12 protein-coding genes are annotated in these 19,508 nt (G+C 37.8%); all 12 read left to right on the forward strand.

Features of this window, described 5'->3' with window-relative positions:
* The first annotated feature begins 48 nt into the window (after positions 1-48).
* The 12 genes from MHB53_RS22305 (at position 49) to MHB53_RS22360 (ending at position 19,414) form a co-directional block, all read left to right on the forward strand.
* Positions 49-3,513 (forward strand): polysaccharide lyase family 8 super-sandwich domain-containing protein, encoded by a 3,465-nt coding sequence (locus MHB53_RS22305; RefSeq protein ID WP_340922562.1) that lies wholly within the window; start codon positions 49-51, stop codon positions 3,511-3,513.
* Between the two features lie 257 nt (positions 3,514-3,770).
* Positions 3,771-5,111: a sulfatase family protein gene (locus tag MHB53_RS22310; protein WP_340922564.1), complete on the forward strand. Its 1,341-nt coding sequence runs from the start codon at positions 3,771-3,773 to the stop codon at positions 5,109-5,111.
* A gap of 337 nt (positions 5,112-5,448) precedes the next feature.
* Entirely contained in the window at positions 5,449-6,282 is an 834-nt protein-coding gene (locus tag MHB53_RS22315; RefSeq protein WP_340922566.1) for an MBL fold metallo-hydrolase, read from the forward strand.
* A 595-nt stretch (positions 6,283-6,877) separates the two neighbouring features.
* Positions 6,878-7,729, forward strand: a complete 852-nt coding sequence (locus MHB53_RS22320) for a sugar phosphate isomerase/epimerase family protein (protein WP_340922568.1) — start codon at positions 6,878-6,880, stop codon at positions 7,727-7,729.
* 473 nt (positions 7,730-8,202) lie between these two features.
* A complete protein-coding gene (locus MHB53_RS22325) occupies positions 8,203-9,432 on the forward strand; it encodes an MFS transporter (protein ID WP_340922571.1) in 1,230 nt (409 codons plus the stop codon).
* 263 nt (positions 9,433-9,695) lie between these two features.
* Positions 9,696-11,288 (forward strand): extracellular solute-binding protein, encoded by a 1,593-nt coding sequence (locus MHB53_RS22330; protein WP_340922573.1) that lies wholly within the window; start codon positions 9,696-9,698, stop codon positions 11,286-11,288.
* A 161-nt stretch (positions 11,289-11,449) separates the two neighbouring features.
* Positions 11,450-12,412: an ABC transporter permease gene (locus MHB53_RS22335; protein ID WP_340922575.1), complete on the forward strand. Its 963-nt coding sequence runs from the start codon at positions 11,450-11,452 to the stop codon at positions 12,410-12,412.
* A 13-nt stretch (positions 12,413-12,425) separates the two neighbouring features.
* On the forward strand, positions 12,426-13,307 hold the full coding sequence (locus tag MHB53_RS22340; protein WP_340922577.1) for a carbohydrate ABC transporter permease: 882 nt from the start codon (positions 12,426-12,428) through the stop codon (positions 13,305-13,307).
* A gap of 104 nt (positions 13,308-13,411) precedes the next feature.
* Complete coding sequence (locus tag MHB53_RS22345) at positions 13,412-15,121, forward strand: alpha-L-fucosidase (RefSeq protein WP_340922579.1); 1,710 nt, start codon at positions 13,412-13,414, stop codon at positions 15,119-15,121.
* Positions 15,122-15,296: 175 nt separating this feature from the next.
* The gene (locus MHB53_RS22350; RefSeq protein ID WP_340922580.1) at positions 15,297-16,127 is read left to right on the forward strand and encodes a sugar phosphate isomerase/epimerase family protein; all 831 of its coding nucleotides are present in this window, start codon (positions 15,297-15,299) and stop codon (positions 16,125-16,127) included.
* A 208-nt stretch (positions 16,128-16,335) separates the two neighbouring features.
* Entirely contained in the window at positions 16,336-17,433 is a 1,098-nt protein-coding gene (locus tag MHB53_RS22355; RefSeq protein WP_340922584.1) for a mandelate racemase/muconate lactonizing enzyme family protein, read from the forward strand.
* 181 nt (positions 17,434-17,614) lie between these two features.
* A complete protein-coding gene (locus tag MHB53_RS22360; protein ID WP_340922587.1) occupies positions 17,615-19,414 on the forward strand; it encodes a glycoside hydrolase family 36 protein in 1,800 nt (599 codons plus the stop codon).
* Positions 19,415-19,508: the final 94 nt, after the last annotated feature.

Here is a 19,508-nt window from a genome sequence, read left to right on the forward strand (position 1 = left end):
ATATTTAAATATGTTAAGTTTTATAATTAAAAACCGGAGTGTGAGTACATGAAAAAAATATTCTCTGCGGTGTTAACTGTTAGCTTATTATTAAGTGTGTTCTTTCCTGGAATTAAAAGCGAAGCAAGAGCTAAAGAAGCTTCGGAGACAGAAGCTTATGAAAAAATGCGGTTACAATGGTTTAACCGTTTAACGGGAAATGATAAATATAATGCAAATGATACAGATATGGAAGTTTATGTCAAAGAAATCGTTTCAAAAGTTAGTAATGAAGAGCAAAATGGGCATTGGGATACGATGGAGCTATCAAAAGATCGTAAGTATCTATGGAGTGATTTAATAAGTACTACTGATTCTGCGGATGTGGCAGTTAATTATTATCGGTTAAGGGATATGGCTTACGCCTATACCATGGAAGGTTCAAAACTCTTTCAAAATGAAAGATTACGAGATGCAATCCTTGATGGTATGAAATGGATGTATGTTAATCGCTACAATGAAAACAAATCACAATATGGAAATTGGTGGAATTGGGAAATTGGTGCACCAACTGCACTTAAAGACCTGCTCGTATTGATGTATGACGATTTAAATGGAACTGAAATCACAAATTTTCTCAACGCGATTAATCAATTTGTGCCTGATTCAGTGAATCGTGTACGATTTCCCGGGGTGATTGAAACAGGGGCAAATCGAACTGATAAGGCATTAATTGTCACTATCTCCGGAATTATTGGGGAAAATAGAGATAAAATTGCGGAAGCCAGGGATGCATTAAGTCAAGTATTTCGGTATACAAAAAAAGGCGATGGCTTTTACCAAGATGGTTCATTTATCCAACATGAGCATGTCCCTTATAATGGAAGTTATGGTTCAGTTCTAGTTAACGGACTTGCTAATGTACTATATTTATTGAACGACTCACCTTGGGAGGTAACCGATCCAAATGTAGCCAATGTATATAAATGGATAAAGGATTCATTTGAGCCATTGATGTATAAAGGGGCAATGATGGATATGGTGAGGGGGCGGGCGATATCAAGGGAGAATTCTTCGGATCATAAGACCGGACAAGGTATTACTTTAAGCATATTGCGTCTATCTGAAGGTGTCCCAGCAAACCAAGCTTTGGAACTAAAAAGCATGGCGAAGGAATGGATCCAATCAGACAAGACATTTGAAGAATATTATCAAGGATTAAATATTTACGACATGATACTGGCGAAAAGTGTGGTGAATGATGACAACATAGAACCCCGTGGTGAGTTGGTCAAAAATCAAATATTTGGTGCAATGGATAGAGTCGTTCATCAACGACCAGAATTTGCGATGGGGATTAGTATGTCCTCAAGTCGAATCTCCAGTATTGAAATGGGGACACATAGTGGACATGAAAATACTAAAGGTTGGCATACCGGATACGGAATGACTTATTTGTACAATGATGACCTAAAGCAATTCAGTAACGACTACTGGCCTACGATTAATATGCTTCGCCTCCCTGGTACCACAACAGATGGAACAGAAGGAAAACTAGTTCAATCTTGGACCCCATACTTCAGTTCTAAATCTTGGGTGGGTGGCTCATCTATGGATGGACTGTACGGAGCAGCTGGGATGGAATTTGATATTGAAAACAGTACCTTAACGGGTAAGAAATCCTGGTTTATGTTTGATGATGAGGTTGTTGCGTTAGGCTCTGGAATCATCGGTTCAGATAATCGAAAAACTGAAACAATTATTGAAAACAGGCAATTGAATCACAATAGAAATAATATCTTGACAGTTAACAATGAAAGAAAATCAAATAAGTCCGGATGGTCGGAGGAAATGAAATCCGTCAAATGGGCACATTTGGAGGGGAACACGGATAATTCGGCAATCGGCTACTTTTTCCCAAGGACTTCGACAATACAAGGTTTACGTGAATCAAGAACGGGTACATGGAGAGATATTAATGCCGATGGTTCGACAGACTTAGTTACACGTGATTATTTAAGCTTGGCGGTTGATCATGGGGAAAATCCTGAAGGGGCAGATTATGAATATGTTTTACTTCCAAGTAAAAATGTAAAGGAAACCGGTAAATACGCTCAGAATCCTGATATCACGATTATTGAAAACAGCGAAAGTGCCCATGCTGTAAAAGAAAACAAGCTTGGAATCATAGCTGCAAACTTTTTTGAATCCAAGCCACATCATGTCGATTTCATCCGTTCTTATGGACCCGCATCAGTGATGGTGAAGGAAGAAGGGGATGAATTGACTATTTCCGTATCGGACCCGACACAAACTCAAAGTAAGATAAAGCTAGAACTAGGTAAACTTGGCTTATCGGTTCTTAGTAAAGATGATACTGTTAACGTTTCACGCATGGAACCATTTACCGAAATCGAAATTAACGTATCCGGTTCCTTGGGAGGGTCTCACAAGGTGAAGCTTAAGTACGATCCAGAAGAAGTCGAACTACCTTCAGAGATTTTACCGACTGAAATTTCTCTTGATCAAAGTGAATTCAATCTTTTTGCAAAATTCTCTGGAGTTGTTCTTAATGCAACTGTATTACCAAAGGATGCTTGGGTGAAAGATGTTGAATGGTCTAGCAGTGATCCATCCATTGTTTCAGTTGATGCGAATGGGTTTGTAATGCCGCTTTCTGTTGGTACTGCAGTTGTCACAGTTAAAAGTATCGCAAATCCGGACATGAAAGCGACTGCTACGATCACTGTAGAAGAAATGGAAGGCTTAAGTATTGTTACTGAGGATGCATTTGTAAGAAATGGAAGTTATGCGAATACAAATTATGGTGCAGACCCCTCTTTAATTGTAAAAAGTGATGTGGCTGGCTATGCTCGGAAATCATACCTGAAATTTGACGCAAATAACATCGACAACGACAAAATAGAATCCGCAGTACTCAGATTGTTTGTATCAGGGTTCAATAAGGATCCTAAAAGAACATTAAATGTATATGCTACTAATAGCAATTGGTCAGAGTCGTCGATCACATGGAATAATGCACCTGATGGGGAAACACTCTTATCAAGTAAGGAAATAACGCAAGCGGGTATATGGTATGAGTTTGACATCACGGATTATATAAAATCAAATGACTCAAGGGAAGGGGTTTCTTTCCTTCTACAGAATCCGGGACCAAATACACAATTAAATGATCTTTTTATTGCATCGAAAGAAAAGGGAATGAACCAACCCCAACTAATTATCACATCTAAAGATGCTTCAGATGATACTAGTGCCGAAGATCTTAAGGGACTTGTTGAGAAATTAGAGGAAGAGGGAGAATTCACGAATGCTAAAGCCCCTCGTTCTTTGAAGATGCATTTGACAGCAGTTGGACAATTCGAAAGTCAAGAAGTAGCTAAAAAGGTGATCAAACATATGGAAAGCTTTAAATTATTACTTGACCATCAGAAAAAGGACGATTTGATTTCTGAAAAGGCGTATAATAGGCTTCGAGATGCTGCTGATTCTTTGATCAAAAAGTGGCAATAAACATGGTTAGATAAAAAGTATCCCCTCTATGGCAGTGGTTGGTTCGCACAGGGGGGAACTTAGACAAATGAGATGAAGGTTAGGTTTTACAATAGTACAGAATTTCCTATAAAAAGCGATGAATTAATTGGAAAAAAGTGTGGAGTGATCAAATAGACGAATAATGGAGGTCACAAGGCTGAGGTTGCTCGGGGAACCCAGTTTATTAAAGTGTTACTGCCCCCAATAAATCTAAAAGAAAAGGAGAAAAGCAGAAAATGAAAAGGAAAAATGTGATTTGGATTTTTGGAGATCAACATCGAGCACAAGCACTTGGATGCAATAATGATCCGAACGTACATACACCTAATATAGATAATCTAGCAGCATCTGGAGTGAGTTTTTCAAATGCAATATCAGGTTATCCACTATGCTGTCCGGCGCGGGGATCAATTCTGACTAGCCGGTACCCTCATAAATGTGTTCCGGGTCATGAACATAGACTACCGCAGGATCAACCCACTATTGCCAGCGTTTTCAATGATGCCGGATATGATACAGCCTATTTTGGCAAATGGCATATTGATGGATTCAAAGAAGAAGAGGGAAGAGCAGCACATCATATTATTCCACCTGAGAGAAGGGGTGGGTTTAAAAAATGGCTTGGCTATGAAAATAATAATAGTCAATGGGATTGTTGGGTACATGGCGGAGAAGGAGAAGATGCTGTTCATTATCGTCTTCCAGGATTTGAAACAGACGAGTTGACAAATTTATTTACCAACTATATTCATGATAAAGGTGTAGAAAAGCAACAAGGAGATACAAGTCAATTTTTTGCTGTCTTATCTGTGCAGCCACCACATGACCCGTATATTGCTCCGGAAAACTTTCGAAAGAGCCATACTCCTGGTGATATTCAATTAAGACTGAATGTTCCCGCAGTGACACGAGTGGTAAGTCAAGCTAGAAAAGATCTATCAGGATATTATGCCATGATTGAAAACTTAGATTGGAATGTGGGAATAATCCAAAAGGCTTTACATGATAACGATCTGGATTTTGATACCCACATCATATTTTTCAGTGATCATGGTGATCTTCATGGGTCACATGGGCAATTCAAAAAGATGAGCCCGTATGAGGAAGCGATCAGAGTTCCGTTTATAATTGGTGGGGAACAACCATTTTATGAGGGAAGAAAAACAGGTGATTGCCCTGTACCTTTTAATCATGTAGATATTGCTCCTACGTCGTTAGGACTTTGTGGAATTGAAAAGCCAGATTGGATGGAAGGAACCGACTTTTCATCCTATCGATTAGAAAACAGTCCCGTAGATACGGAGCCGGATTCCGCCTTTTTACAATCGGTCATTCCCACCGGTCATGGCGATAGTGTTGATAAACCATGGCGTGGAATTGTCACGGATGATGGATGGAAATATGTATGCTTTGAAGGTGTCCCTTGGTTAATGTTTAATTTGAATGAAGACCCCTTTGAACTAGTGAACCTTGCTCATAATACATTATTTTTTGAGAAAAGGAAACAGCTGAACGAAAGACTTATAAAGTGGATTGAAGATACAGGGGATGCATTTTTATTGCCTTCCTATGAATGAAATATAATGAACTCGTTCTAACAATTAGTACCTACATGGAGCCGCTTGCTTTTGAAACTAATTTTTGAAAAAACGTAATATTCATCTGCACCCGGCATATGAATATTAACAAATTTAAACTTCATAGTGCAATCTAGTGGACAGACTCGATAAGGACTTGAACACTTCGATATTACCCTTTGAGGTGGAGAAACTAAATTGATCTGCGTTATATACTAATAAAAATTTAGATTTTCTAAACAAATTTAGATTTTACGAAAGGTGTTAGAAGATTAATATATTCAATGTGTATTAGCTTTTTGGTCCAAGACTAAATCTAAAAGGAGTGGTTAACTGTATGAAGGTACATGTTCTTGGAACTGCGGCAGCGGAGGGATTTCCGAATCCATTTTGTACATGCAATGTCTGCGAAAAGGCGAGAAAGCTTGGTGGTCGCAATATTCGTTCCCGTACATCCGTTATCATTGATGACGTCCTGAAGGTGGATTATCCGCCAGATTCCTTTTTTCATGCGATTCGTGATCAGATTGACATGACATTGATAAAAGATTTGTTGATGACGCATACACATTATGACCATTTCAATCCAGGAGATTTGTATAATCGCATCGAAGGGTTTGCTCATGGGATTGATTATCCGTTACATATATATGGGAATGATTTGGCAATTCAAGGATTTCGTCAAGTTTTACCCTCATCTCAGGAAGGGAAAAGGTTTGCTTACCATCGGGTCTTACCCTTTAAGGAAATAAAGACGCAAACGGCTACGGTCACTCCACTTCTGGCTGATCATGATAAATTGGAAACATGCTTGCTGTACTATATAGAAAAAGACGGAAAGAAAATTTTGTACGGTAATGATACAGGCTGGTTCCCTGAGGAGACGTGGGAATGGCTAAGAGGAAAGAAAATAGATTTGGCTATTTTAGACTGTACTGGAGCTTTTAATGGGACCAAGCATAGTCGTAATCACATGTGTATTGAAACAGTTGTAGAAGTCCAACGTATCTTTAAACAAGAAAAAATTATTGAAAACAGTGGGCAAATCATTGCCACTCACTTTTCTCATAACTCCGGGTTTTTACATGAGGAATTTGAAAAGGCTTTCAACCCATATGGCATACAAGTGGCATATGACGGTATGATTATTCATCTTAGGAATCCTGCCTGACCCCCAGGTTTCTGAAACGATAAAAACATAGACTCTCGGAATTTCGAGGCGTAAATCTGCCGAATTTCCAAAAACCTACTGGGAATTAAGCTTCATTGAATAATTGGTATTTGTTTTCAAAAAGAGACATACCAAAGAAGCGTCACATAATTATTTTTTAAAAAGACTGTTTATGCAAACATTGTTGCTTTACCAAGATAGTGCGTGGTTATTTCCGTTATAGGGTGAGCCTCGGCGTAAACGCCTGTGGGGTCTCTCACCTGTCCTACCTTTCACGGAAATCGTATGAATAGGAAAAGATTTGAGAACAAGGTATGAACAGTCGCCCTATCATGAGCAAAAGAATATCTCAGTTGATTGGAGTGGAAGTGTGAGACTCCTGGGGGCTCACCGCACGCCCCCCCCCGGAACGCGTCCGCCTAGAACGGAAATCAACGGTGGCAGGCGGACAGCTGTATGTAGATTATTTATCTCATTCAATACAGAATGGGTAATTCTACTAATAAAAAGTTCACTATCCCCCTATTAAAGAAAATCTTGTAGCATCCGGCTTGGTGAATGCCGAGAGTCTATAAATAAATTTGGAGGAACTTTTATGATCCAAAAAACTAGGATAACGAAACCCGATTCTTGGAAGAGCGGCACTTCGATTACAATCACTACATCTAATAAAACAGACATGGATTTAGAAGCAATTAAAGAAGCTGGTATAAACTGTATCGAATTAGCCTGGAATAATAAAGACGTTAATATATTTGAACCTAAGAATAACCGGTATTTTGCCCACTTAGTGCAACAAGCAAGATGTCTTGGTATTCAAGTATGGACAATTCATCTGCCTTTTGGTTCGGAATGGGATATTTCAGTTATGGATGAACAAGAAAGGCAGTCGATCATTCAAAAGCATTTGCAATTATTGCAATTCGCTTCAGAATGGGGAATCCATATGGCGGTTATCCATCCAAGCTTTGAAGCAATTCTGGATGAGGAAAGAAAAGAACGCATCCGATGTTGCAAAGACGCATTAATGATACTATCCGAACAGGCACAACAAATGGACATACAGATTGCTGTGGAATGTTTACCAAGGACATGCCTAGGTAATAAGAGTTCCGAAATGGAGGAATTAATAGAAGGAAATGAATTAGTGGGGATATGTTGTGATGTCAACCATCTCCTTTATGAAAAACCTGAACATTTCATACAAAAACTTGGTTCACGAATTATTACAGTCCATATTTCAGATTATGATGGAATAGATGAAAAGCATTGGGAACCTGGTGAAGGCATCAATGACTGGAATAAAATTATCTCGGTACTGGTTGAAAAAGGCTATGGAGGTCCTTTCATGTTCGAAGTTTCTAATCCTGAACCGCTCCAGCTCACGCAATGTTGGCATCGTTTGTTGAATGATTATGAAAAGAAAAGTGAAACAGAATGGACCTGAGGGAATATGAGAGTAATTAAAGAATAATAAAGGCTATAATTCCACATACGGATAGATATTCATCTCTTTATATGGATGAACTTGTTATCATTATCAAACAGTTCAGGACTGTTTGATAATAACAACATCTTCTGAATCATATTTAAAAATATATACGATAAAACGAATGAATAGCTTCAATACTCTTCATTTGTTTTGTCGTTAATTAAATGAAGAAAAAATACTGTTTATCTCCCCCATTGGTAGTCAGTCAATTCCTTCATATGTTAATTTTAAATCCCCTTTATGCTAAAACAAGATAGTAGGTCCCAAAATTTGATGAATTGTTGATGTAATTATAATTATGACGAAAGCGAATGAAAAATATCGAGCAGTTCCTATGTCCGAGAAAGAAGTAGTAAAAATTTTGTGATTCAACTTATTCGATGTTAATTGTTGTAAAAGTATCGTACTAGAAGGGGGGAAAATAAACAGTGAAAGAACGGAAACCTATAACAATTGTAGCAATGATCACAGCTATCTGTCTGCTAGGAGATTCCATGCTGTACATTGTGTTGCCTGTTTACTGGAAGGATGCCGGGCTCGAATCCTTGTGGCAGGTTGGTATTTTACTTTCGGTGAACCGATTTGTAAGGCTTCCATTAAATCCGGTGATCGGATGGTTGTATAATAAAATGACATTGCGAACCGGTTTAATTACAGCGGTTTTGATGGGAGCAATTACAACAGTTGGTTATGGACTCTTTAAAGGATTCGCTATCTGGTTCATTCTCAGATGCTTGTGGGGAGTGGCGTGGTCATTTCTTCGCATGGGCGGTTATTTCACTGTCATTAGCTATTCAAACGATGGAAATCGAGGGCATCTAATGGGCAGTTACAATGGGATATCTCGTCTAGGCAGTCTAGTTGGGATGTTAGTCGGAGGGCTTCTGGTTCCCTTTCTGGGTCTTCAGGTCGTTTGCTTATTGTTTGGAATAATCATTTTGTTGGGTCTGCCCTTGATCCTGTTCTTTATATCACACAAAAAAGTGACGGATGCCTTTGCTTCTCCTACCGACAAGGAATTAAACGCAGCCAATAGACTATGGACAATACCTGTTATTAGAGTGCTTGCGTGTGGGTTAATGATTGCCCTTTTACAAGCAATTTTTAGTTCAACGCTAAGCCTTATCATCGATACGAATTATTCGGGTTCGGTATCTATATTTGGCATAATCTTGAGCAGTACTGCCTTTGCTGGAATTCTACAGTCGGCACGGTGGGTCTGGGAGCCGTTCCTCGCCCCAAAGATTGGGCGCAAATCGGATGGTCCGAGAGGTAGAGGGCCTTTATTTCTTTTATCCCTTATCTGTGCAGCCGCTGGTTATGCCATGATTGCGTGGGAACTGCCGGTCCAATTCTGGATAATCATCGTCTTGTTCGTTATGATGACGGGAACAGCGACACACACTTTGATGGATGCTATGGCATCCGACACCGCTAAGGCGACATCAGTGATTGCAGTCATGACTGCCTACTCGGTTGCTACCGATCTGGGTTCTGCACTGGGACCGATGCTTACGTACTTGTTTATTGAATTGGAAAATGGATTATTGGTGGTTTATTTCAGTAGTGCTGCTGCTTATTTAGGACTTATGTTATGGTATCGTCCGGTGTTTTCGAAAAAGTCAGTTGAACAAGCGGAAAGGTCTAGTTCTAGTTAGATATGCAGTAATCAGTAATATATATATGAAAAGTATGCTGTTTTATGCACAAAAGTTAATAATCGATAGTGCATATTAAAAATTGATAGCTTCTTATTTTAAAACTGTATAGTGAATCGTAAGAATGAGTAATTTACAGGATTCATAGTATATGTGAATATGGTTGATAAGACCTATGGGGTCAATCGTGGAAAAGAAGGAGGTAAAAATCCATTCAGGTTTTAGGATTTAATCATGGCATATCAATTTAGGGAGGTCAGATCATGAAAAAAAATTTTCTTAGAAAAAGACCGGCAATAATGTTATTATCTCTACTATTAAGTGTAAGCGCTTTATATGGATGTAAAGGTTCGGAGGAAACGAACAAAGATGCAAATAAAAAAGAAGACGGATCTCTTACATTGACCTATTGGGTTGGAAATAACAGACCCGATACACTGAAAAATTATAACGAAATGGGAGCATATAAAAAGTTGGAGGAAATTACTGATGTTCATGTTGAATTTGAACATCCGGCCTCAGGGGAAGCGGATCAGCAATTTAACTTGATGATGGCTTCAGGGGATCTGCCGGATGCAATTGAGCGGATATGGACATCGGTTCCAGGTGGCCCAGAAAAATATATTAAAGATAAAAAGATTATCAAATTAAATGATTATATTGACGAGCATGCCCCGAATTTTAAGAAGATATTGGAAGAACATCCGGAGTGGAAAAAAATGATTTCAACAGATGATGGAAGTATTTATTCCTTTCCATTCCTAAGAGAAGATGAAGTCAATTTGACCTTTTTTGGGCCTATTCTTCGAAAAGACTGGTTGGAAAAGCTAGAATTGGATATTCCAGAAACAATTGAAGAGTGGCATACGGTTTTAACCGCCTTTAAAGAACAAGATCCTAACGGAAATGGTGAAGCAGATGAAATTCCTTTATTAATCAATAAAGATTCAATCACATCTAATGCATTTGTTGGGGCATGGGGAATTACAAATGGCTTTTACCAGGTAGACAATAAGGTAGATTACGGCCCAATTCAGCCTGAATATAAAGAATTTTTGACATTAATGAATGATTGGTATAAAGAAGGTTTGATTGATAAGGAATATGTTGCCACCGACGATAAGCTTAAGGATGCTAAAGTAACTAATGATCAACTAGGCTCACTTTTGGGCTACACGGGTTCCAGTATTTTGCGATATATGCAACTTAAAACTGATGAAAACCCTGAATTCAAACTGACGGGAGCTAAGTATCCTGTTCATAAAAAAGGGGAAATACCTCCCTTTAATCTAGGAGAAAATAATTATAATGGCGTGGGAGCAGCCATTACAACCTCTAATAAAAACATCGAAGATACGGTTAAATGGTTTGATTATAAGTATGGAGAAGAAGGTTTTAATCTATTTAACTTCGGTATTGAGGGTGAAAGTTATGAAATGATTGATGATTACCCAACATATACGGAAATTATTACAAATAACCCTGATGGAAAATCAATGTCAGAAGGATTGGCAATGTATGTTCCGGCTGGCTGGAGCGGTCCATTCATACAGGCCAAAGAATATGCGGAACAGTATACAAATATGCCTGAACAACAGGAAGCCATTGCAAATTGGAAAATAGGATCCAATGAACGGGTTATGCCGATGGTGACTCCAACGCAGGAGGAAAGTTCTGAATATGCCTCAATTATGAATGATATCGGCACATATAAATCTGAGATGATTAACAAGTTTATTATGGGAGAAGAATCGCTTTCCAATTTTGATGAATTTGCCAAAACCATCAAATCAATGGGAATAGAAAGAGCAATTGAAATTCAGCAAGCGGCGTTGGAAAGATATAATAAACGATAAAATGTAAAATAAGCGCTTATGTCCTCTTTAAGACTAGGCGCTTATCTAAAAATTAAATATAGTGAGAATTAATTTTCTTATTTAGGATGTGTGAGAAAGGAGTTAACTCATCACATTCTACAACTTGGTTTTATACTTTGTCTGAAGTGAGGTATCAAAAAATGGAGACAATAAAACAGCGCACAACAGTTGGACCAGTTTTGGGATCTAAAGAAAGGTATCGAAAAAGGCTAGTAAAAGATATCAAAAGAAATAAATATATTTATATCATGGTTCTGCCCGTTGTCGTTTACTATTTGATTTTTCATTATGGACCAATGTACGGTGTACAGATTGCATTCAAAGAATTCAATATCACAGATGGAATATGGTCCAGCCCCTGGGTTGGTTTTGATTATTTTGTTGAATTTTTTAACAACTTTTATTTTTGGCGTTTGATCAAGAATACATTTTTAATTAATTTTTTTGAATTAGTGTTTGCTTTTCCCGCTCCGATCATTTTGGCTTTGCTATTAAATGAACTAAGAAGAATGTGGTTTAAACGGGTGGTACAAACGATCAGTTATTTGCCCCATTTTATATCAGTTGTTGTAGTTGTGGGAATGTTGGTTGATTTTACAGCTCAAAACGGTTTGATTAATCAATTCTTAGCGACTTTTGGGATAGAACCAATTTCATTCTTACAGAAACCAGAATGGTTCCGTACGGTTTATATTGGTTCAGGTATTTGGCAAGGTATCGGGTGGGGATCGATAATTTATCTTGCTGCTATGTCCAATATAAATTCAGAACTTTATGAAGCGGCCAGAATTGATGGTGCAAATCGTTTTAAACAAGCCATGCATGTTACAATTCCAGGAATAGCCCCAATTATCATTATCCTGCTTATTCTCCAAATAGGCTCAATGATGAGTGTGGGATTTGAAAAAATAATCTTAATGTATAATCCTTTAACATATGAAACAGCGGATGTCATTTCAACCTATGTTTATCGTAAGGGGATTTTAGAAGCCAATTTTAGCTTCAGTGCGGCAGTTGGTTTATTTAATGCAATCATCAATTTGACATTGCTGTATTTGGCAAATCGTATAAGTGCAAAAGTCAGTGAAACAAGCTTATGGTAAGGGGGCTGATACGATGAAAACGAAACAAAGCATAGGAGAAAGAACTTTTGATTATTTAAATATCCTTTTCATGATTATTTTAATCATTGTCACTGTTTATCCTTTTTTATATGTGTTGTTCTCTTCTGTCAGCGATCCAGGCCTTTTGGCTAAGAATCGTGGAATCTTATATATGCCACTTGGCTTTAGCCTAAAAGCATATGAATTGGTATTTGGCAATTCGATGGTTATGGTGGGGTACTTGAATACGCTATTCTATGTTGTCGTGGGAACGACGATTAATATTTTTCTTACAAGCTTGGGGGCATATGCACTATCGCGACGTAATGCGATGTTAGTCAAGCCGATTATGATGATGATCATCTTTACAATGTTTTTTAGTGGTGGTTTGATTCCTACATATTTATTAGTTGGTGAATTGGGAATGATGGATTCCAGATGGGCTCTTATTATTCCTAATGCGATGAGTGTTTGGAATTTGATTATTATGAGAACATCGTTCAAGGGGATCCCTGTCAGTTTGGAAGAATCAGCTAGAATGGACGGGGCCAACGATTTTACAATATTATTCAAAATAATTTTACCGCTATCCTTGCCTGTTATCGCGGTAATGGTACTATTTTATGGTGTAGGACATTGGAATTCCTATTTCAGCGCGATGATTTATTTGCGTGACAGGGAACTCTTTCCATTACAACTTATACTTCGAGAAATTTTGATTACAAACAGCACAGATAACTTTATTACAGGTGTGGGTGGAGGCGACAGGTTCCCAGTAGGAGAAACGGTAAAATATGCAACGATTATGGTTGCAACTGTACCAATTCTCTTCTTATACCCATTCCTTCAAAAATATTTCGTTAAAGGTGTAATGATTGGGTCGGTTAAAGAGTAAAGGTGTGGAACTTGTATAGATTCGTCTTTCTATAAATATATTTATGGAAGGTATTGCAAGAAAATATCATGCATGTGAAATAACAAACACTAGGGAGCATTTAATTGGATAAAAATCATGAGAAGCGATTGAAATGGTGGAAAGATGCAAAGTTTGGCCTGTTTATTCATTGGGGGCTTTATGCATTGCTGGCAAGAGGAGAATGGGCAATGGCCGCTTCGAAAATTCCAGTAGATGAATACGAAAAATTAGGGAAACAATTTAACCCAATTAAGTTTAATGCGAAGGAATGGGTGAATATTGCAAAAACGGCAGGTGTGAAATATATTGTAATTACTGCGAAACATCACGATGGCTTTGCAATGTTTCATTCCAATGCAGAGAAATTCAATATCATGGATGCTACCCCATTCAAACGGGATCCGATTAAAGAATTAGCGGAAGAGTGTCAAAAGCAAGATATTAAACTATGTTTATACTATTCTCACGTTATCGATTGGCATCATCCTCATTCGGTTCATGAATATTATAATAATACATGGGATTTTGATTTAGAGAAAAAAGCATTTTATAATTATTGGAATAATCTTGCCAAACCACAAATACGAGAATTACTTACCAATTATGGACCAATCGGGTTGCTATGGTTTGATACAGCTGGTGGATTATCCAAAAAGGATAGTAAAGAAATTATAGATATTGCTCATAAACTTCAGCCTAATTGCTTGATTAACAGCAGAGTGAGCCATTGGCCTAATATGGGAGATTATCAATCCAAAGGTGATAATGAAATACCTATGTATGGCGAAGATACCCGACCTTGGGAAACACCGATGACTTTAAACAAGTCATGGGGATATCGTGATAAAGATCAAGAGTGGAAGACTACGGAATCTGTCATCTTTAAGATGGCTAATATTGTAAGTAAGGGAGGTAATCTATTATTAAATGTAGGACCGACAGCAGAAGGAATGATTCCTGATACTTCAGTTGAGAGATTAACGGAAGTGGGAACGTGGCTAAACATAAACGGTGAAGCCATATATGAATCTGATCCAAACCCGTATCCATATGAGTTTGAATGGGGAGCAATCACGGTAAAACCGAGAAAAGTGTTTCTGCACCTCTATCATAAATATTGTCCTAAGGGTGAGTTGGTACTATTTGGTTTAAAGAACAAGGTATTGAAAACGTATGTATTGGCGGATGAATTGAAGGGACAATTAGATATAAATCAAGTGTATAATGAAGAAAGCGATCATCATGCATTATCAATAAAACTGCCTGAGCAGTTACCAGATAAGTACGTATCGGTCGTTGTCTTGGAGGTGGCTGGGGAAGTGCAAGTAGATCAAAGCTTCGGTCAACAGGCATCCGGGATGATAAAACTCGATATGGTACATGCAACAATAGACGAAAAGAATACCACGGCCAATTGGGAATTCAAAGTAGTTCATCCTGGCACTTTTGATGTTGTTCTTGTGAATTTTAAAAAGGCAGGAACTGATTGGGATAGTGAATATAAAGAGAGAGTTAAAATAAAATTGGCCGAGCAACAATTAGAATGTATTCCTAAAGAAGATATCACAATGGAAGAATCTCAATCATGTCAATATCCTTATAGTGAAATTCACTCTAAGCTTGGCAGGGTTGAAGTAAATAGAAGTGGTTATTTAACCTTAACCTTAACATCTGATAAAATTCACGGTAAATCTGAGACGACGGAAATATGGCAAGCTAATGCAGTAAAATTGCGATCGTTAATACTCATACCAGCGAACTCGGTTCAGCCAGATGTAACATCGGAGAATTAGGTGGGTATTCTAAACCCCACCTAATTGGTATATCCATAAACGCTTCACTTAAAGTTTGGCTCTTAAACTCTGAAGTAAGATAAATAATGTAATAGGGTTTAACCCTACACGCATACGTCTTGCGACGAATCATGGTTAGAAACGTAAATTATTTATAAAATAAGGAGATAAAAATATGAAACTAGCTTTTACCACTCTAGGCTGTCCGAAATGGGATTTGGATACAATTATAACCAGAGCGGTTGAGTTTGGTTATGATGGTGTGGATTTCCGTGGTTATCTAGGTGAAATGGAAATTTATAAATTACCTGAGTTCTCAACTAATTTAAAAGAAACAAAGAAAAGGTTTGATGATGCTTCGTTGGAAGTTCCTTGCTTTTCAAGCTCAGTGCGCTTATTTACTACATCGGAAATAGAACTGGAAAACTATTTAGAAGAACTCAAACAATATGGTAGATTATGCCGTGAATTTAACACGCCATATATTCGGGTTTTTGGTGGATCGATTGGTGAAACAGCGAGACCAGATGCAATTGATGTAGTGGTCAATAATTTGCATAAGATGTTAAAAGTAGCTGAAGAATTTCAAGTGACTTTGCTTTTAGAAACTCATGATGATTGGACAAATTGCGAATATGTAGACGATGTTTTAAAACGAATTGATTCCGCTTACTTCAATGTTTTATGGGATGTACATCATCCTTTTCGCACAGTTGGTGAAAGCCCAGAACTAACATTGGAAACTTTAGGTGATCAGATAAAATATACACATTGGAAGGATTCTTATATAAAGGAAGATGCAAGACGAGGGTATCAACTGTGTTTATTAGGTGAAGGAGATATACCGTTAGAAAGTATATATCGTCTATTACAAAACAAAGGATATAAAGGCTACTATACACTTGAGTGGGAGAAGCTTTGGTGTCCAGAAATTGAAGAACCAGAAATAGCATTTAGCCAATACACGAATTATATGAATGCTATGGCAAAAGAAATAGTAAAGTAAAAGAAATGATTAAGCGGGGCTTTTAGACAGGCACCCGCTTTTCGCATTTTATTTTATGGGAGAAGAAATAATTATCTCGCTATTCATCTTGCTATTCGTGCTTCTTAGTATTGTGCTAATGTTCGTTAGCTTTATCTATGTTTATTTGATTGAAAGTTCGTATAATTATAATAGATTACTACTTTTACGTTTAGAGGAGGGAAAAGAATTGAAAATCACGAAAGTTAAAACCTATTTACTAGATGTGCCACTAAAGCAACGTGCGATTACTGACTCACAAACAAGGCTTGAATCTGTTGAATTTATCGCCATTAGGATAGATACAGATGAAGGTATTAGTGGCTGGGGATTCAATTGGAATTATACGAAGGGAACAAGAGCGGTTCAAGCCATTATTGATGATACGTATGCGCCGAAGTTGATTGGAAAAGATCCACTAATGCATAAAAATGTTTTGCGAGAGCTTCATTATACAAATCATTTTATTGGTCAAGTCGGTGTCACGCGTGTCGGTCTATGCGCCGTAGAACTAGCATTATGGGATATTAAGTTAAAGATAGCCAATATGCCATTATGGAAATTTTTGGGACCGGTAAAAAATAAGGTAAAGGCATATAATACGGACGGCGGTTGGCTGCAAGTGACAGAGAATGAATTAGTAAAAGATATGACTGATTTGGTGGAACGTGGGTTTGATGCGGTTAAGATGAAGATAGGCTTACCGAATCCTAGAGAAGATTATAATAGAGTAAAAGCTGTTCGGAAAGCAATTGGTGATGATATTAAATTAATGGTTGATGTGAATACTGTTTGGGATTTGAAAACGTCAAAAGTTTGGGGGCGCAAATTAGAGGAGCTGGATGTATATTGGCTGGAAGAGCCGATGAATCCCTTTGATAAAAAGGCTCATGCTGAGTTAGCCCATTCAATAAATATCCCGATTGCTGTTGGTGAAACAATTTATACGAAGTATGATTTTCGAGATTATATTGAAATGGGTGCGGTTGATATCGTACAAGCGGATGCTACAAAACTATCAGGGATAGATGAGTGGTTGGATGTAGCTGCACTTGCTCGCTGCTATAATTTAGAAGTTATTCCGCATACAAATGTTCAACAGAAGCTCCATGTTCAGCTTGCTGCAGCATCATCGAATGTTCCGATGGTTGAATACTGTTATGAATCGCTTGTAGATATTTGGGAAAATCCCATTCAAGTTGTCAACGGTTATTACACACTACCTGAAGAACCTGGCTTGGGATGCAAACTAACAGATAAAATTCTTACTGAATGTAGAATCGGATAAAATATTAAAATGAATGAGTTTTGATACTGCATTTTAGGAAGTGGGAGAGAGAATAGAAAATACAAAGGAAATACGGAATTAATAGGCATGATTGATAGCGCTGATATCCTTTCTTTTATCCGAACTAAGCAAGGTTGGATGGGGTCCTATCATTGTATTAAACAAAGAAGGGATTAATTAAATGTATACGATTGATTTATTAAAGAAAGCCGATTCGGAAGTTAGGGTAACGGAATCTTTAGATCATGAAATACAATTAACTAGAAAATGGGATGACAATACTTGTGTTTCAACTTTGGAAAATCGAGGGAACCAACCGGTAAAAGTGAAAGAGGTTGTGCTTTTTAAAGGCAACTATGACTCGGAATCTATACAACAGGTTTATGGGGAAGGGTATAGTATGCTTTCTCAATATATAGGCGAACTTTCATCTCTAAAATCAATCAGTAAATTCAGTGATCAGGATCATTATAAAATACCTCAGGTAAAAGGCTTTCAAACTGTTTATAATTTAGCAGTTCTCACCATGAATAATGGTGACCAAATACTATTAGGATTTTCCTCTTGTCACCGTTTTAACGGTGAAATCCGGTTTGGTAATAGAGAATTCGAAATTGTACTTGATTTGGAAGGATTAAGTATGGGGTCCGGTCAATTATGGGAGTTAGAAGAATTCGTTATAGCAATAGGGAACAATCGTGAGGAAGTGATGGATCAATTAGCGGGGCGGATTCAAATTAATCATCCGAAATTGGAGGTTAATGAGGTTCCAACTGGATGGTGCTCCTGGTATAGTTTTGGACCGAATGTTATGGAAAAAGATATATTTGCTAATATGGAATCAATTGCTAAAGAAATCCTCGACTTAAAATATATTCAGATTGATGACGGTTATCAGCCTTATATGGGAGACTGGCTGATCCCCTCTGCTAGATTTTCAAGTAACATTCAATCATTGTGTAAGGTAATACGTGAGAAGGGTTTTGAACCTGCTATTTGGGTTGCACCATTTATCGCTGAAGAAAACTCAGAATTGTTCAAAGAACATCCGAATTGGTTTGTGACGGATGAAGATGGTCACCCGCTCCTATCTAGCAAGGTTTCTTTTGGCGGGTGGCGCAGAGGACCATGGTATATGCTAGACGGTACGCACCCCGAGGCACAGCAATATTTATATGAAGTTTTCCGTACAATGCAGGAAGATTGGGGATGTCATTATTTTAAGCTTGATGCCAATATGTGGGGGGCAATGCATGGAGGTTTTTTTCATGATTCAGGAGCCACGAGAGTAGAAGCATATCGTAGAGGTATGCAAGCGGTACTTGAAGGCGCGGGAAAAAATGGCTTTCTCTTAGGATGCAATGCGCCAATGTGGCCTTCTTTAGGTATAGTTCACGGTATGCGGGTAACGGGCGATATCTCAAGAAAGTGGAGTGCAATTTCAGATCTTGCAAAGGAATGCTTCTATCGTAATTGGCAACATAAACGTCTCTGGGTGAATGATCCCGATTGTATTGTATTAGAAAATTCTAAAACAAAATTGATTGGACCGGATGGAAAAGATAGTATTAAAAACATATCTAATGTGAGCGATAATGAGTTCTTATTTCATGCTACATACATTGTTGCTTCAGGAGGAATGGTACTTTCAGGAGACAATATTGTGAACATGACAGATGAAAGTATAAAAATACTGAAAAAATGTCTCCTGCCAACCAACGCCCCTGCACATTTTGAAAGCGATGCATTTCGAATTGGACGAATGGACCTAAATGGCTATTCGTTAGTATGTCTGTTCAACTGGGAAAATAATGCATCAACTTTCGAAGTTGATTTACAAGGGAAGTGTGAAATAGTCGACTATTGGACCGATGAAAATTTGGGCATTCACGAACGTAAATTCAGGATTGAGAATATGGAGCCTCATTCGGCTTCATTATTAAAAGTTACTAATATTTCTAACCACAATCTATTGATTTAGAAAGCACCTGAAATCAGTTAAGTTTATTAGAAACGTATAAATAAATCATTATGGTTTGGGAGGATTTGAAAGGTATGCGGTTACAGGGTATGGG

It is taken from the genome of Bacillus sp. FSL K6-3431 (genome assembly GCF_038002605.1).
Taxonomy (GTDB): Bacteria; Bacillota; Bacilli; order Bacillales; family Bacillaceae_C; genus Lederbergia.

Bases quoted from the DNA above. Each gene is read 5' to 3' on its own strand.
- MHB53_RS22310 (WP_340922564.1), top strand. From the start codon at position 3,771: ATGAAAAGGAAAAATGTGATTTGGATTTTTGGAGATCAACATCGAGCA.
- MHB53_RS22330 (WP_340922573.1), top strand. From the start codon at position 9,696: ATGAAAAAAAATTTTCTTAGAAAAAGACCGGCAATAATGTTATTATCT.
- MHB53_RS22305 (WP_340922562.1), top strand. From the start codon at position 49: ATGAAAAAAATATTCTCTGCGGTGTTAACTGTTAGCTTATTATTAAGT.
- MHB53_RS22315 (WP_340922566.1), top strand. From the start codon at position 5,449: ATGAAGGTACATGTTCTTGGAACTGCGGCAGCGGAGGGATTTCCGAAT.
- MHB53_RS22335 (WP_340922575.1), top strand. From the start codon at position 11,450: ATGGAGACAATAAAACAGCGCACAACAGTTGGACCAGTTTTGGGATCT.
- MHB53_RS22340 (WP_340922577.1), top strand. From the start codon at position 12,426: ATGAAAACGAAACAAAGCATAGGAGAAAGAACTTTTGATTATTTAAAT.
- MHB53_RS22360 (WP_340922587.1), top strand. From the start codon at position 17,615: ATGTATACGATTGATTTATTAAAGAAAGCCGATTCGGAAGTTAGGGTA.
- MHB53_RS22320 (WP_340922568.1), top strand. From the start codon at position 6,878: ATGATCCAAAAAACTAGGATAACGAAACCCGATTCTTGGAAGAGCGGC.
- MHB53_RS22350 (WP_340922580.1), top strand. From the start codon at position 15,297: ATGAAACTAGCTTTTACCACTCTAGGCTGTCCGAAATGGGATTTGGAT.